The 14,971-nt window shown below is 63.9% G+C and carries 12 protein-coding genes; 5 read left to right on the forward strand and 7 right to left on the reverse strand.

The window, feature by feature from the left end:
* Positions 1 to 72: 72 nt before the first annotated feature.
* From QA639_RS14600 to ppk2, 3 genes are all read right to left on the reverse strand, one after another.
* Complete coding sequence (locus QA639_RS14600) at positions 73 to 951, reverse strand: transporter substrate-binding domain-containing protein (RefSeq protein ID WP_028331874.1); 879 nt, start codon at positions 949 to 951, stop codon at positions 73 to 75.
* Positions 952 to 1,123: 172 nt separating this feature from the next.
* A complete protein-coding gene (locus QA639_RS14605; RefSeq protein WP_028331873.1) occupies positions 1,124 to 1,546 on the reverse strand; it encodes a DUF6294 family protein in 423 nt (140 codons plus the stop codon).
* Between the two features lie 339 nt (positions 1,547 to 1,885).
* A complete protein-coding gene (gene ppk2, locus QA639_RS14610; RefSeq protein WP_157348276.1) occupies positions 1,886 to 2,833 on the reverse strand; it encodes a polyphosphate kinase 2 in 948 nt (315 codons plus the stop codon).
* 148 nt (positions 2,834 to 2,981) lie between these two features.
* On the opposite strand from ppk2, the gene QA639_RS14615 reads away from it, so the two are divergent.
* Positions 2,982 to 4,154 (forward strand): fumarylacetoacetate hydrolase family protein, encoded by a 1,173-nt coding sequence (locus QA639_RS14615; RefSeq protein WP_157348275.1) that lies wholly within the window; start codon positions 2,982 to 2,984, stop codon positions 4,152 to 4,154.
* 780 nt (positions 4,155 to 4,934) lie between these two features.
* Here the strand turns inward: QA639_RS14615 and QA639_RS14620 are convergent.
* Complete coding sequence (locus QA639_RS14620; RefSeq protein WP_016841346.1) at positions 4,935 to 5,396, reverse strand: Lrp/AsnC family transcriptional regulator; 462 nt, start codon at positions 5,394 to 5,396, stop codon at positions 4,935 to 4,937.
* 131 nt (positions 5,397 to 5,527) lie between these two features.
* On the opposite strand from QA639_RS14620, the gene QA639_RS14625 reads away from it, so the two are divergent.
* Positions 5,528 to 7,894: a transketolase gene (locus QA639_RS14625; protein ID WP_157348274.1), complete on the forward strand. Its 2,367-nt coding sequence runs from the start codon at positions 5,528 to 5,530 to the stop codon at positions 7,892 to 7,894.
* A 312-nt stretch (positions 7,895 to 8,206) separates the two neighbouring features.
* Positions 8,207 to 9,640: an aldehyde dehydrogenase family protein gene (locus QA639_RS14630; protein WP_157348273.1), complete on the forward strand. Its 1,434-nt coding sequence runs from the start codon at positions 8,207 to 8,209 to the stop codon at positions 9,638 to 9,640.
* Positions 9,641 to 9,852: 212 nt separating this feature from the next.
* On the opposite strand, the gene QA639_RS14635 is transcribed toward QA639_RS14630, so the two are convergent.
* Positions 9,853 to 10,815, reverse strand: coding sequence for an SMP-30/gluconolactonase/LRE family protein (locus QA639_RS14635; RefSeq protein ID WP_157348272.1), 963 nt, complete (start codon positions 10,813 to 10,815; stop codon positions 9,853 to 9,855).
* A 113-nt stretch (positions 10,816 to 10,928) separates the two neighbouring features.
* On the opposite strand from QA639_RS14635, the gene QA639_RS14640 reads away from it, so the two are divergent.
* Positions 10,929 to 11,750 carry an NAD-dependent epimerase/dehydratase family protein gene (locus QA639_RS14640; RefSeq protein ID WP_028331867.1) on the forward strand — a complete coding sequence of 274 codons (822 nt, stop codon included), beginning with the start codon at positions 10,929 to 10,931 and terminating at the stop codon, positions 11,748 to 11,750.
* Here the strand turns inward: QA639_RS14640 and QA639_RS14645 are convergent, their stop codons facing one another.
* Both QA639_RS14645 and QA639_RS14650 read right to left on the reverse strand, forming a co-directional pair.
* Positions 11,751 to 12,317 (reverse strand): invasion associated locus B family protein, encoded by a 567-nt coding sequence (locus tag QA639_RS14645; RefSeq protein WP_157348271.1) that lies wholly within the window; start codon positions 12,315 to 12,317, stop codon positions 11,751 to 11,753. It abuts the gene before it with no gap.
* 34 nt (positions 12,318 to 12,351) lie between these two features.
* Positions 12,352 to 13,044, reverse strand: a complete 693-nt coding sequence (locus QA639_RS14650; RefSeq protein ID WP_028331865.1) for a GntR family transcriptional regulator — start codon at positions 13,042 to 13,044, stop codon at positions 12,352 to 12,354.
* Between the two features lie 172 nt (positions 13,045 to 13,216).
* Here QA639_RS14650 and QA639_RS14655 point away from each other — a divergent pair, with 172 nt between their 5' ends.
* Positions 13,217 to 14,920, forward strand: a complete 1,704-nt coding sequence (locus QA639_RS14655; protein ID WP_050384738.1) for an IlvD/Edd family dehydratase — start codon at positions 13,217 to 13,219, stop codon at positions 14,918 to 14,920.
* The last annotated feature ends 51 nt before the right edge of the window (positions 14,921 to 14,971 follow it).

Genomic DNA, 14,971 nt, shown 5'->3' on the forward strand with positions numbered 1-14,971 from the left:
CCCCCAACCCCGGCCCTCCCCGCAAGCGCCCGCTAGCGGGAGAGGGAAATCACTGCCGTCTCGGCAATCGCCTCAAATACTCAACTCCACCGGCACATCCTCGGGCTTGACGCCGGCGAGGCCGAGGCCCTTCACGAACCATTCGCGCATCTGGCCGATGCCGCGGTTGTAGTCGATCCACACCGAGAGGAAATCGCGCCAGCGCTTGTCGGCTTCGCGCCGCACCGCCGTGCCGCTCGCGATCGTCACCGACGGCGAGGCCAGGATCTTGTAGGTGCCGAGGTTCGGGTTTTTGGCGATCGCGGTCAGCCCGAGCACCAGCGCGTTGACCACGCAATCGACGCGGCCCGACGACATTTCCAACATCACCTCGTCGCGCGACTTCAGCGACTTGATGGTGGCGTTCGGCGCAAAGCGGCGCGCCACCGCCTCGTTGGCCGAGCCGACGTCGACCGCGATCTTGACCTCGGGCTTGTTGATGTCGGCCCAGGTCTTGGCTTCCAGCCCCTTCTTCAGCATCGCGCCGAACGGATGCGGGAACACCAGATTGGTGAAATCGACCACCAGCGCGCGCTGCGGCGTCGGGTTGAGCGCGAAGCCGAGGTCGATCTTGTTGGCCTGCAGATCAAGGATTGAATTGCCGTAGGTCGACTCGACGTATTCCAGCTTGACGTCGAGCAGTTTGGCCAGATCGTTGGCCATCTCGATCGAGAAGCCGGACCAGGTGCCCGAGGCGAGGTCCTTGTTGAAATAGGGCAGCTCGCCCGGCAGCACCGCGATCCGCAGCACCTTGTTGGCCCGGATGCGATCCAGCGTGTTGTCGGCTGGCGTCTGCGCCGAGGCCGGCGTTGCCATCGCGGCCGCGAGCGCCGCGCCGCTGCCGATCCCGAGCGCATAGCGCAGCGCGTCGCGGCGATCTTCGGAGATTTTGATGTCGTCGGATTGAGTCAAGCGGGCCTCCCTGCACCAGATCGGGGGAAGCCTAGCGTCGGTATCCGGTGCCAGCAAGTGCGCGCGCCTGCACCATTGGTAGGCGAGGCAAGGGCGCGGTCGCCTACGTGCCGGACTTCACCTCTCCCGCTTGTGGGGAGGTCGAATAATCCGCGAACCGCGCCCTTAGGGGTTAGCAACGATAGGTCATGTTCGCCCCTGTGACCGAAGAAAAGAAAACGGCGGGGAAGCTCAGTTCGGCTACCCAATCGAGCACTTGGTTGTCTGTCTGGGTTTCTGGACTTGAAAGGTGTGGAAATTGAAAAAGCACCGTCCCGTGAATGTCCAAAAGAACGAGACGATCGATAACCCAAACATCACCGTCGTCGGTCGAGAAAAATTTTGCCAGCAATTCTGCTGTTCCGTCAGAACGAAGCCTGAGAGTGGGGCCGTTGTTCAGGGTGCCGTTCAAGAAGCCGGACAGCTTGCAATCGCCGTAACGAATAGGCGCGCTCCAACTGAGGTCAAGGGTTTGGATAGCATGTGTCGCAACACCCTTATAGCTTTCAGGCTGGTCGGTCGCCGAGCTTTTGCTTTCAAGATGTTCTTTCAACATAGCGTACGCCTCCTTCTAGCCCGCGAATTGCGAGCAACCTCTGGTTTAAAGGGAGGGTGCAAAAGGACCAGTGAGCTGCCTCACAATCTACAATCGCGATTTAGTGATCCTCCCCCGTAAGCGGAGGGCAATCGCATATGGCCGTTTGAGGCAATCGGAGTTCCCGCAAACTCGTCATGCCCGGGCTTGTCCCAGGCATCCACGTCTTCGTTTCCACGCAAAGAAAAGACGTAGATGGCCGGGACAAGCCCGGCCATGACGGCGCGGAAGAATCGGTTCATTCCAAATGCGATTGCCCTGCCCGTAAGCGGGGAGGACAGAGCGTGCTCGTGCCCAGAATCAATATCGTCCCGGCACGTACATCTCCTGCGGGATCGGGCCGCGGTGATAGTCCGGGTTGCGCACCCGCGGCGGCAGCACCACCGGCTGGTGGGTGACCGCCTGATAGGGGATCTGGCTCAATAGATGCGAGATGCAGTTGAGCCGGGCGCGCTTCTTGTCGACGGCGTCGACGATCCACCATGGCGAGTCGGGCAGGTGGGTGCGTTCCAGCATCGTTTCCTTGGCCTTGGTGTAGAGCTCCCAGCGGGTCCGCGCCTCGACGTCCATCGGGCTCAGCTTCCACTGCTTCAGCGGATCCTGGATCCGCATCGAGAAGCGGAACGCCTGTTCCTCGTCGGTGATCGAGAACCAGTATTTCAGGAGGACGGTGCCGGAGCGGATCAGCATGCGCTCGAACTCCGGCACCGAGTTGAAGAATTCCTCATACTGCTCGTCGCTGCAGAACCCCATCACCTTCTCGACGCCGGCGCGGTTGTACCAGCTGCGGTCGAACAGCACGATCTCGCCGCCGGCCGGCAGATGCGAGATATAGCGCTGGAAGTACCATTGCGTGCGCTCGCGCTCGTTCGGCGCCGGCAGCGCCGCGATCCGGCAGACCCGCGGGTTGAGCCGCTGGGTGATCCGCTTGATCACGCCGCCCTTGCCGGCGGAATCGCGGCCCTCGAACAGCACGACGACCTTCTTCTTCTCGTGCTGCACCCAATCCTGCAGCTTGACCAGTTCGCCCTGCAACCGCAGCAATTCGCGGAAATAGTACTTGCGGTCGATCGACGGCCTGCCGACGGCACCGTCATGGTCGAGCTCGTCGAGCCTCATGTCGTCGAGCTCGAGCTCGAGTTCCTCGTCGAGGCTGTCGGCCATCTCTTGATGGATGCGGGCGCGCAAGGCTTCATCGCGCAAGGCTTCATCCCGGGAGGCTTCGTCGGTGAGGGCGGAGGTCGTCATGAAGGTCCGTCTTTCAGTGTGTTAGATGGATCGGACGGCAGCATTGACGGGCGATGTTACCCCTCTATGACAATGCCATGACCGCTGTTTCACGCCGCCGGGCGGACTGTGCTAACAAGCCGACAAAGCCAAAAAGGGAGATATGCCGATGATATCGCTCACGCCAAAAGACGCCCTGCCGGAGGACGGCACCGCTGGCACGCTGGTCGGGCGGGTCTGGCTGCCGCAGGCCGGCGGGCCGGCCGTCGTCGCGGTGCGGGCAGACGGTGTGTTCGACGTCACGGCGCGGTTCCCGACGGTGAGCGCGCTCTGCGAGGAAAGCGATCCCGCGGCCGCGCTGCGCGCCACGCGCGGCGCGCGGATCGGCGATTTCGAGGCGATCCTTGCCAACACCCCGCCCGACGGCCGCGACAAGGCCAGGCCACATCTGCTGGCGCCGGTCGATCTCCAGGTGCTGAAGGCCGCCGGCGTCACCTTCGCGATCTCAATGCTGGAGCGCGTGATCGAGGAGCGGGCGCGCGGCAATCCGTCCTCGGCGGACGCGATCCGCAAGGAGGTGGTGCGCCTGGTCGGCGACGATCTCTCCAAGTTGAAGCCCGGCTCCGAGCAGGCGATGAAACTGAAGCAGGTGCTGATCGATCAGAATGCCTGGAGCCAGTATCTCGAGGTCGGCATCGGTCCCGACGCCGAAGTGTTCACCAAGGCGCCGACGCTTTCCTCGGTCGGATCAGGCATGGATGCCGGGCTGCATCCGAAGTCGACCTGGAATAATCCGGAGCCGGAGGTCGTGCTGATTGTCTCCGCCGCCGGCAAGATCGTCGGCGCCGCGCTCGGCAACGACGTCAATCTGCGCGACTTCGAGGGGCGTTCGGCGCTCTTGCTGTCGAAGGCCAAGGACAACAACGCGTCCTGCGCGATCGGTCCGCTGCTCCGGCTGTTCGACCAGACCTTCTCGCTCGACGATGTCAGGAAGATGGATGTCGGCCTGACCGTGACTGGCGCAGACGGCTTCGTGCTCGAGGGCCATTCCTCGATCAGCAAGATCAGCCGCGATCCGACCGACCTGGTCGCCCAGACCATCGGCCGCGTGCATCAGTATCCCGACGGCTTTGCGCTGTTCCTTGGCACGATGTTCGCGCCAGTCAAGGATCGCGATGCCAGGGGCGAGGGTTTTACCCACAAGCGTGACGACATCGTGACCATCGCCGCGCCGCAGCTCGGCAAGCTGGTCAACCGGATGCGCAATAGCGACGAATGCGAGCCCTGGACCTTCGGCGTCGGTGCGCTGATGAAGAACCTCGCAGAGCGCAAGGTGCTGTGAGGATCAGGACGGGACGGCGAGTCCACTATCTCGACCGACTTCGTCGGCCGTGCGCGGCCTGTCGCGTGGCGGCAGGTCGGCGCCGAGTTGCGCCGACAATCCGGTGACGTTCAGCCGCCTCTCGCAGCGCGTTGAACGACGACGATGGTGACTGTGCCGAAGCGGCGGCGTTGTCGAACATGTTCAGAAACCTGCGCGGCAGATCGACCGTGTGGCGCAACTTGAGCGCGCTAAAACACGCGGAATTTGCAGCTTTTTCCTAGCTTTATGTGAACCAGTTCATCCTCGTTCGCGCCGGTCCGCTCCAGCATATTGGCTCGACGCGAACAGAAGGAGTCGCGGACATGAGCGAGCAGCCATCAAACGGAATGCCCGATTGGCTCACCACCGATATGCTGGTCATTGCCGTCTCACTGGCCATCATCGTGATTGGGATATGGATTGCGCCATAGCCTGATTGTCGCGGCGAGGCCGTCCAGCCGGGCAGGGCGCCAGCGCCAATCACTGAGTTGCCCGACGGCGCAAGCCTCTTTTGCAAAACGGAACGAGATGCAAAGCTCGGACGATTCATGTCGCGAGAGTGCGAAGGTATGCCACTGACAGCGCAACACACTCAATGTCGTCCCTGCGAAAGCAGGGACCCATAACCCCAAATGCAAATTGTTAAGCGATGCTGCAACGACGAGTCCCTCTCACAACAACTGCTGCGGCGTATGGGTCCCGGCCTTCGCCGGGACGACACTGTGGGGTCGGCGTCATTCGAGTGACCAACCAACGCCCTCACACCGGCAACGCCGTCGAATACTTCACCTGGCTCAGCGCAAAGCTGGACTCGATGGAGGCGATGCCGTCGAGCCGGGTCAGCTTGTTCTTCAGGAATGCCTCATAGGAGGAAAGGTCGGCGGCGACGACGCGCAGCAGATAGTCGCGGTTGCCGGTCATCAGGTAGCATTCGAGCACCTCGTCCCATTTCGAGATCGCGCGCGCGAAGCGGTTGAGGTCCTCCTCCTTCTGGCGCGCCAGCTTGATCGAGATGAAGACGGAGACGTGCAGCCCGATCGACTTCTGGTCGACGGTTGCGATGTAGCGAGAGATCACGCCGCGCTCCTCGAGCAGCTTGACCCGGCGGTGGCAAGGCGACACCGACAGCCCGACCTTGTCGGCGAGTTCCTGCATGGTCATGCGGCTGTCGGTCTGGAGCAGACTCAGGATCTTGCGGTCGATGGCATCGAGGGCGGGCATTGGGATGAACTCGTCAGTTGAAGTCAGATCGTGGGAATTTATCCCAATTTTTCCTGTGCTGTCGCGTGGAATTGAGATTTTCGCGGCCGCTTGCGGCAGTAACATTCCGGCATATCGCCCGGAGCATTGCCATGGGAATCGCGCCTGAACGCCTCGACATGCTGTCCGCCCTGGCCCGCAAGGTGCTGTGGCTGTCGTCGTGGACCATCCATCACGCCAACCATGTGCGGCCCTCTACCGACGGGTTGAAGGTCGGCGGCCACCAGGCCTCGTCGGCCTCGCTCGCCAACATCATGTCGGCGCTTTATTTCTCGGTGTTGCGCCCGCAGGACCGCGTCGCGGTGAAGCCGCATGCGAGCCCGGTGTTCCACGCCATCCAGTATCTGTTCGGCCACCAGACCCGCGACAAGCTGGAGAATTTTCGCGGCTACAAGGGCGCGCAGTCCTACCCCTCGCGCACCAAGGACAGCGACGACGTCGACTTCTCGACCGGCTCGGTCGGCCTCGGCGTCGCGCAAACGCTGTTCGCCTCGCTGGTGCAGGATTACGTCAAGGCGCACGGCTGGCTGCAGGACCGGCCGGAGGGCCGCATGATCGCGCTGGTCGGCGACGCCGAGATGGACGAGGGCAACATCTTCGAGGCGCTGCTCGAGGGCTGGAAGCACGGGCTGCGTAACACCTGGTGGGTGGTCGACTACAACAGGCAGTCGCTCGACGCCGTGGTGCGCGAGGGATTGTGGGCTAAGTTCGAGACCATGTTCCGCAACTTCGGCTGGGACGTGGTGATCGTGAAGTACGGCAAGCTGATGCTCGAGGCGTTTGCCGAGCCCGGCGGCGAGGCGCTACGGCGCTGGATCGACAACTGCCCGAACCAGATGTACGCCGCGCTCTGCTTCCAGGGCGGCGCCGCGTTCCGCAAGCATCTGCGCGACGACATCGGCGACCAGGGCGAGGTGTCGGCCCTGATCGAGCGCCGCAGCGACGACGAGTTGCTGGCGCTGATGTCGAACCTCGGCGGCCACGACATGGCGAGCATGATCGAGGCCTTCGAGGCGATCGACCATGATCGGCCGGTCTGTTTCATCGCTTATACCATCAAGGGTGTCGGCCTGCCGATGCAGGGCCACAAGGACAACCACGCCGGCCTGATGACGGTGGCGCAGATGGAGAAGTGGCGCGCCGCGCAGAACATCCGCCCCGGCCACGAGTGGGACAAGTTCGAGGGCCTGTCGCAGGAGCCTGCAAGGCTCGAGGCTTTCCTGGCCGAGGCGCCGTTCAACCGCGAGGGGCGCCGCCGCCTGTCCGCGCCTGAAATCGATGTGCCGGAACGGCTGGCCTTCAAGGCCTCGGCGCAGATGTCGACGCAACAGGGTTTTGGTCTCGTGCTGCACGAGCTGGCGCGCGGCGATAGCGAACTTGCCTCGCGCATCGTCACCGCATCGCCCGATGTCACCGTGTCGACCAATCTCGGCGCCTGGGTCAACCGCCGCGGCCTGTTCGCGAAGGCGGAGAACCACGACCTGTTCCGGCAGGAGAAGATCCCGTCCGCCTACACCTGGGAATATTCGCCGAAGGGACAGCACCTCGAACTCGGCATCGCCGAGATGAATCTGTTCATCATGCTGTCGGCGCTCGGCCTGTCGCACCAGATCAACGGCGCGCGGCTCTTGCCGGTTGGCACGCTGTACGATCCCTTCATCGAACGCGGCCTCGATGCGCTGAACTACGCCTGCTACCAGGATGCCCGCTTCATGGTGGCGGCGACGCCGTCGGGCATCTCGCTGGCGCCGGAAGGCGGCGCGCATCAGTCGATCAAGACGCCCTTGATCGGCATCGGGCAGGACGGGCTCGCCTCGTTCGATCCGGCCTTCGTCGATGAACTTGCCGTGATCATGGGCTGGGGCTTTTGCCACATGCAGCGGGAGGGCACCGAGGGTGGTTCGGTTTACTTGCGACTCTCGACCCGGACGCTGGAGCAGCCGCAACGGATCATGACCCCGGACCTGCAGCGCGACATCACCGACGGCGCCTACTGGATGCGCAAGCCGGGTCCGAACTGCGACATCGTCATTGCGTATACCGGCACCGTCGCGCCGGAGGCGATCGAGGCGGTCGGCCTGATCGGCGAGAGCCACCGCGACGTCGGTCTGCTGGCGGTAACCTCCGCCGACCGGCTCTATGCGGGTTGGTCCGCCGCGCGGAATTTGCGCCGTGATCGCCGCGGCGCGCAGCATTTGAGTCATATCGAGCGCATGCTGGCGCCGCTCGGCCGCGACTGCGGCATTGTGACCGTGATCGACGGCCATCCGGCAACGCTCGGCTGGCTCGGCAGCGTGCGCGGCCACCGCGTCGAGGCGCTCGGTGTCGAGCATTTCGGCCAGACCGGCACGATCGGCGACCTCTACCGCCACTACGGCATCGACGCCAACGCCATCATCGACGCGGCGGAAAGCGTCTCGGTTGGCGCCCCGGTGCGGCATCGCAAGATGGCGGTGTAGCCCCACATCGTCGTCCCGGCCTAGTGCGCAATTGCGCACCGGGGCCGGGACCCATTACCACAACTGGCAGCAAGTAAACGCGACTCGTTCTAACAGCACCCTTTACCAATTGCCGGCGGTGGTTTTGGGCCCCGGCCTTCGCCGGGACGACGAGACCAACCTTGCCACCTGCGCGATAGCGACATTATATGCCGTTCGCGCGCACGAGCCGCGTCCCGCATATGGCGGGTTCAATTCGCCGGGCTTTCGTGCAAGGATGCCTGCCGAACGCTTTCGTTCCCCATTCCATACGCCCCGTACAAGAGGTTTCCGATGGTCAATCGCATGCAATTCTACATCGACGGCGCCTGGGTCGATCCCGTCGTCAAAGGCAAGTCTACCCCGGTCGTCAATCCGGCGACCGAAGAAGCGATGTATGAGATTGCGCTCGGCTCCAAGGCCGATGTCGACAAGGCAGTCGCCGCCGCCAAGCGCGCCTTCGAGACCTACTCCAAGACCAGCCGCGAGGAGCGCATCGCGCTGCTCACCAAGGTCGTCGAGGTCTACAAGGGCCGCATGAAGGAGATCGGCGCCGCCGTCTCCGACGAAATGGGCGCGCCGCTGCCGATGGCCGAGAAGCTGCAGGCCGGCGCCGGCCTTGGCCACCTCATGAACACCCTCGAAGTGCTGAAGAAGTACGAGTTCGAGGAGACCATGGGCACCGCCGTGATCGTGCGCGAGCCGGTCGGCGTCGTCGGTATGATCACCCCCTGGAACTGGCCGCTCAACCAGATCGCCTGCAAGGTCGCGCCCGCGCTCGCCGCCGGTTGCACCATGATCCTGAAGCCTTCCGAGTTCACCCCGACCTCGGCGCTGATCTTCGCGGAAATCCTCCATGAAGCCGGCGTGCCGAAGGGCGTGTTCAACCTGCTCAACGGCCTCGGCCCGGAGGTGGGTGTGGCGATGAGCGAGCACCCGGACATTGACATGATCTCGTTCACCGGTTCGACCCGCGCCGGCGTCGACGTCGCCAAGCGTGCGGCGCCGACCGTGAAGCGCGTCAGCCAGGAGCTCGGCGGCAAGTCGCCGAACGTGATCCTCGACGGCGCCGACCTGACCAAGGCGGTGACCGGCGGCGTGATGCACATGTTCAACAACTCGGGCCAGTCCTGCAACGCGCCGTCGCGCATGATCGTTCCGCTCTCCAAGATGAAGGAAGTGGCCGCGATCGCGAAGGGCGTCGCCGACAAGACCAAGGCCGGCGATCCGCGTGCCGACGGCACGACGATCGGACCGGTGGTTAACCGCGGCCAGTGGGACAAGATCCAGGCGCTGATCCAGAAGGGCATCGACGAGGGCGCAACGCTGGTCGCCGGCGGTCCGGGCCTGCCCGAGGGTGTCAACAAGGGCTTCTATGTCCGTCCGACCATCTTCGCCGACGTCACCAACGACATGACGATCGCCCGCGAAGAAATCTTCGGACCGGTGCTGACCATCCTCGGCGCCAAGGACGAAGCCGACGCGGTGAAGATCGCCAACGACACGCCGTATGGTCTCGCCGGTTACGTCTCCGCCGACACCGTGGAAACCGCGCGCCGCGTCGGCCGCCAGATCCGCGCCGGCAACGTCAACCTGCAAGGCGTGCCGAACGAGCGCACCGCGCCGTTCGGTGGCTACAAGCAGTCCGGCAACGGCCGCGAGTGGGGCCGCTACGGTCTGGAAGAATATCTCGAGGCCAAGGCGGTCGCCGGCTACAACGCGGCGTAAGCTGAGCCACGAGAGACGCGACTTTCGGCGCCGGGGCGGATCACCGCTCCGGCGTCAGCCGTTTGGAAGGTAGAAGTTTTTATCGTCGTCCCGGCGAAAGCCGGGACCCATAACCACAGGCCTTCGTTTTGCGAAGAATGCGGCCCCAGCGTGCCAGGCCAAGATCCATCGGTGGTGATGGGTCCCGGCTTTCGCCGGGACGACGAGGAAAACTACCCGCCGAGCGCGCCTTGGGTGTTGACGTAAAGCGCATAGATCGACTGGCTCGCCGCCATGAACAGGCGGTTGCGCTTGACGCCACCGAAGCAGAGGTTGGCGCAGCGCTCCTGCAGCGCGATGCGGCCGATCATGACGCCGTCGGGCGCGAACACGACGACGCCGTCGAGTTCGGGATCACCCATGCCCCAGCCGCACCACAGATTGCCGTCGATGTCGCAGCGCATGCCGTCGGGCGTGCCCGGGCCGGCGTCGATGAAGACGCGCTTGTTGGAGATCGTCTTGCCGTCGGCTGCGACGTCATAGGCGAGGATCTTGCGGTTCGGTTCGCCGCGGGATTCCACGACGTAGAGGATCTTCTCGTCCGGCGAGAAGCACAGCCCGTTCGGCCCCAGCACGCCCTCGGCGACGATGGTGGCCTCGCGGGTTGCGGGATCGAGCCGGTAGACGTTGGGCTCGATCTCGGGATCGGCCTTGTAGCCTTCGTAGTTGCCGAGCAGGCCGAAGATCGGATCGGTGAACCAGATCGAGCCGTCGGATTTCACAACGACGTCGTTCGGCGAGTTCAGTCGCTTGCCGCCGAAGGAGTCGATCAGCACCGTAATCGATCCGTCATATTCGGTGCGCACCACGCGGCGGCCGCCATGCTCGCAGGTGATCAGTCGGCCCTGGCGATCGCGGGTGTTGCCGTTGGCGAAGTTCGACGGCTTGCGGAAGATGCTGACCGCGCCGGTCTCCTCCTCCCATTTGAGGATGCGCTGGTTCGGGATGTCGCTGCACAACAGATAGCGGCCGTCGCCGAACCACACCGGACCTTCGGCCCAGCGCAGACCGGTCGCGATGCGCTCGACGGCGGAGAGTTTCAGCCAGTATTTCTCGAAACGCGGATCGAGCGCGCGGATCGCGGGATCGGGATAGCAGGTCGCGGGACGCCAGCCGGCGGAATGAACATCGGACATTTGCTGTTCTCGTTGTTGTGTTTCGATGGTGTTTCCTTGAGCGCCTGGTTTGCTATCATTGTCGGCCTGCGACCGCAATTCGATCGCAGCAATCAGGAAAGAAGAGGGACGGCATGCCACGCATATTGATGACCGGCGCATCGGGGGGAATCGGAACGAGCCTGCGCAAGCTGCTGCCGCCGATCTATCCGGATCTCCTGCTGAGCGATATCAAGCAGCCCTCCGATCTCGGCAGCAACGAAAAGTTCAAGGCGGCCGATCTCGCCGACCTTGCGCAGGTCGAGGCGATCTGCGAGGGCGTCGACGGCATTCTGCATTTCGGCGGCTATTCGGTCGAAGGACCCTGGGACGCGATCCTGCAGTCCAACATCATCGGCTGCTACAATCTGTTCGAGGCGGCGCGCAAAAAGGGCGTCAAGCGCGTGATCTTCGCCTCATCCAATCACGCGGTCGGGTTCTATCCGCGTCATTACCGCATCGGCACCGACGTCACCGCGAGGCCGGATAGTCGTTATGGTGTGAGCAAGGTGTTCGGTGAAGGCGTCGGCGCGCTCTATGCCGACAAGCACGGCATCAAGGTCACGTGCCTCCGGATCGGCAATTTCGGCGAGGCGCCGCTCGACCACCGCAGGCTCTCGATCTGGCTCAAGCCGGAAGACCTCGTCCAGCTCTGCCGCATCGGGCTCGAGCATCCCGACATCCATTTCGAGGTGCTGTACGGCGCGTCCTACAATGAGCGCTCGTGGTGGGACAATCACCGCGCCTACGACCTCGGCTATCGTCCGACCGGAAGGGCTGAAGATTTCCGCGAGCACGCGATGGCCGAGCAGGCCAAGCTGTCGCCGGATCCGGTCGGCGATTACTACCAGGGCGGTGCGTTCTGCAGCATGGAGTTCGACGGCGACAAGGAGAGGGTGATCGACTGGAAGAAGTGATCAATCCTCGCATTGCGGCAGTTGCTTCACGGCTTCGGTGTGCTGCTGCGCGTCCTTCGAACCTTGCCCGGATGTCTTGGGCGGGCTGCCGGGCCCGTCAAAGGTCTCGGCGAAGTGCGTGAGGGGAAAGGCGAGGCTGATGGTCTGCCCGGTGAGGTTCTTGGCTTCGACGGCGATGGTCTGCGCGTGCTTCAGCCGCTCGATCATTTCGCCATCGGCCTCGAGCGTGCCGCCGCAGCCGAGCGTGTAGCAATGCGGCCTGGCGATCTGGATCGGCTCGTCCTGATCGATGCGGAGGCTGATCGTGCCTTCCAGCATGGTCCGCGTTCCGACATTGGCGCTCACGATCGCGCGCTTGCTGCTCTGCGGCGAGACGCTGAGCGTGCCGCCCGATGGCGAGCACTGACCGCGCGCGGCGGCGCCGACGAAGCAACTCGCCTCCGTCAGGCATGTCTTAGTCCAGGGCTCGTAGGTGAGCTGCGTCGCGCGCGGATCGGCCGCCTCGCCGACGCCGCCAAGCGCAAGCTGCACGGCCAGCGATCCAAGGAATATAGCCACATAGCGCATCGCCGTCTCCTTCACGAGGAGGCCGCGTATCGCGCTATTGCGGCTTTTTGTCGTTGGAGATGCGGACGAGATAATCCGCCTTGCTGTACTGCATGTGATCGACGCAAAGCTGCGCCAGCGCCCAGCTGTCGCGGCCCTTCAAGAGCTCTATCATCAATTCGTGCTGGCGGCGCGACAATGCGAGGCCCTCGCTGTCGGCGAGGTTCTTGGCGCGCATCGGCAGCGTCAGGTTCATGTAGTCCTGCAGCGAGCGGACCAGATAGGGATTGCCGCAGGCGGAGAACAGCGCGAGGTGGAACGCATCGTTGGTCTCGTGAATGCCGCGCATGTCCTGCGCCTCGGCCTTGATGCAGTAATGCCGTTGCAGCTCGCTCAACTGGTCGATCAGGCTTTGCGGCGCGGGCAGGGCGATCATCAGCGCGGCCTGGCGCGTCAACATCTCGCGCACCTCATAGATCTGCCGCACTTCCTCGGCCGAATAGAACCGCACCGTGGCGCCGACATTCTTCTCGCGCAGCACGATGCCCTGGCGCTCGAGCTGGAACAGCGCCTGGCGGACGAAATGCCGGCTCGCGCCGTAGCGCTGCATCAGGGTATCCTCGACCAGCCGCAAACCGGGCGCGAAGCGGCCGAAGATGATGTCCTCCTCCAGCCGGCGGATCACTTCCGCCTGTTCCTCCTCGCGCGAGGGGGCCTGGAGTTCGGGCAATGTGGGCTCGGCTGTCATGCGCTCTCGGCTTCGGATCGGTGCCTGAGGTCAGCATGGCGCCACGGTTATTGTCAATAATGGGGGCGATTTTGCCGCAGACCAGCCACAAGCCGCGACCAGATTATCTCATATTGACAATAATTCCTGCCGCTCCTTAAGTGCGGCCGAACAACCACGGGACGAGAAGAAAATGGCCGACGGACTTCGCAAGGGACTGACAAGCTATGGTGACGCCGGCTTCTCGCTGTTCCTGCGCAAGGCGTTCATCAAAGCGATGGGCTATTCGGACGATGCGCTCAATCGGCCGATCGTCGGCATCACCAACACCTACAGCGACTATAATCCCTGCCACGGCAACGTGCCTCAGATCATCGAGGCCGTGAAGCGCGGCGTGATGCTGTCGGGCGCGATGCCGTTCGTGTTCCCGACCATTTCGATCGCCGAGAGCTTTGCGCACCCGACCTCGATGTATCTGCGCAACCTGATGGCGATGGATACCGAGGAGATGATCCGCGCCCAGCCGATGGATGCGGTGGTCGTAATCGGCGGCTGCGACAAGACCTTGCCGGCGCAGATCATGGCCGCGATCAGCGCCGATCTGCCGACCGTGGTGATTCCGGTCGGGCCCATGGTGGTCGGCCATCACAAGGGCGAGGTGCTCGGCGCCTGCACGGACTGCCGCAGGCTGTGGGGCAAGTATCGCGCCGGCGAGATCGACGACAACGAGATCGAGGCCGTGAACGGCCGCCTCGCGCCTTCGGTCGGCACCTGCATGGTGATGGGCACTGCCTCCACCATGGCCTGCATCACCGAGGCGCTCGGCCTGTCGCTGCCGATGAGCGCGACGATCCCGGCGCCGCATGCCGAACGCTTCCGCTCCGCCGAGGCCAGCGGCCGCGTCGCCGCCGAGATGGCGAAGACCAAGGGACCGAAGCCGAGCGAGATCCTGACGCCATCCTCGTTCCGCAACGCCCAGGTCGTCATGCAGGCGATCGGCGGCTCGACCAACGGGCTGATCCATCTCACGGCGATCGCCAACCGCTCGCCGCACAGGATCGACCTCGAGGCGTTCGACAAGCTCGGCCGCGAGGTCCCGGTGCTGGTCGACCTCAAGCCGTCGGGCGAACACTACATGGAGCATTTCCATCATGCCGGCGGCGTGCCGAAGCTGATGGCGCAGCTCGGCGACCTCATCGACCTCGATGTCAAAACCATCACCGGCCAGACCTTGCGCGAGGTCGTCGCCAATGCCGAGGATGTACCGGGGCAGGACGCGATCCGCTCCAAGGCGAACCCGATCAAGTCCGAAGGCGCGATGGCGATCCTGCACGGCAATCTCGCGCCGCGCGGTGCCGTGATCAAGCAGTCGGCGGCGAGCCCGAAACTATTGCAGCACACCGGCCGCGCCGTGGTGTTCGAATCGGTCGAGGACATGACGCTGCGGGTCGACGATCCCGCGCTCGATGTGACCGCCGACGACGTCCTGGTGCTGCGCAATGCCGGCCCGAAGGGCGCGCCCGGCATGCCCGAGGCGGGTTACCTGCCGATCCCGAAGAAGCTCGCGCGCGCCGGCGTGAAGGACATGGTCCGCATTTCCGATGCCCGGATGAGCGGCACCGCGTTCGGCACTATCGTGTTGCACATCACGCCGGAATCCGCCGTCGGCGGTCCGCTCGGGCTGGTGCGGAACGGCGACATGATCCGGCTCGATGTCGCCAAGCGCAGCATTGATCTGTTGGTTGACGAGGCCGAATTGCAGAAGCGCCGCGCCGCGCTCGCGCCGGCCGGTACGCCCGATTGGGCCAAGCGCGGCTACGCGCATCTCTTCAACGACACCATCCTGCAGGCCGATGAGGGCTGCGACTTTGACTTCATGCGCGCCAAGGGGAAGTAGTTCGGTCTCGATTGGCATCGCAGTCGAATTGTCGATAATTTCCGACTGCGA

This window comes from Bradyrhizobium pachyrhizi (assembly GCF_029714545.1).
GTDB classification, from domain to species: Bacteria; Pseudomonadota; Alphaproteobacteria; order Rhizobiales; family Xanthobacteraceae; genus Bradyrhizobium; species Bradyrhizobium pachyrhizi.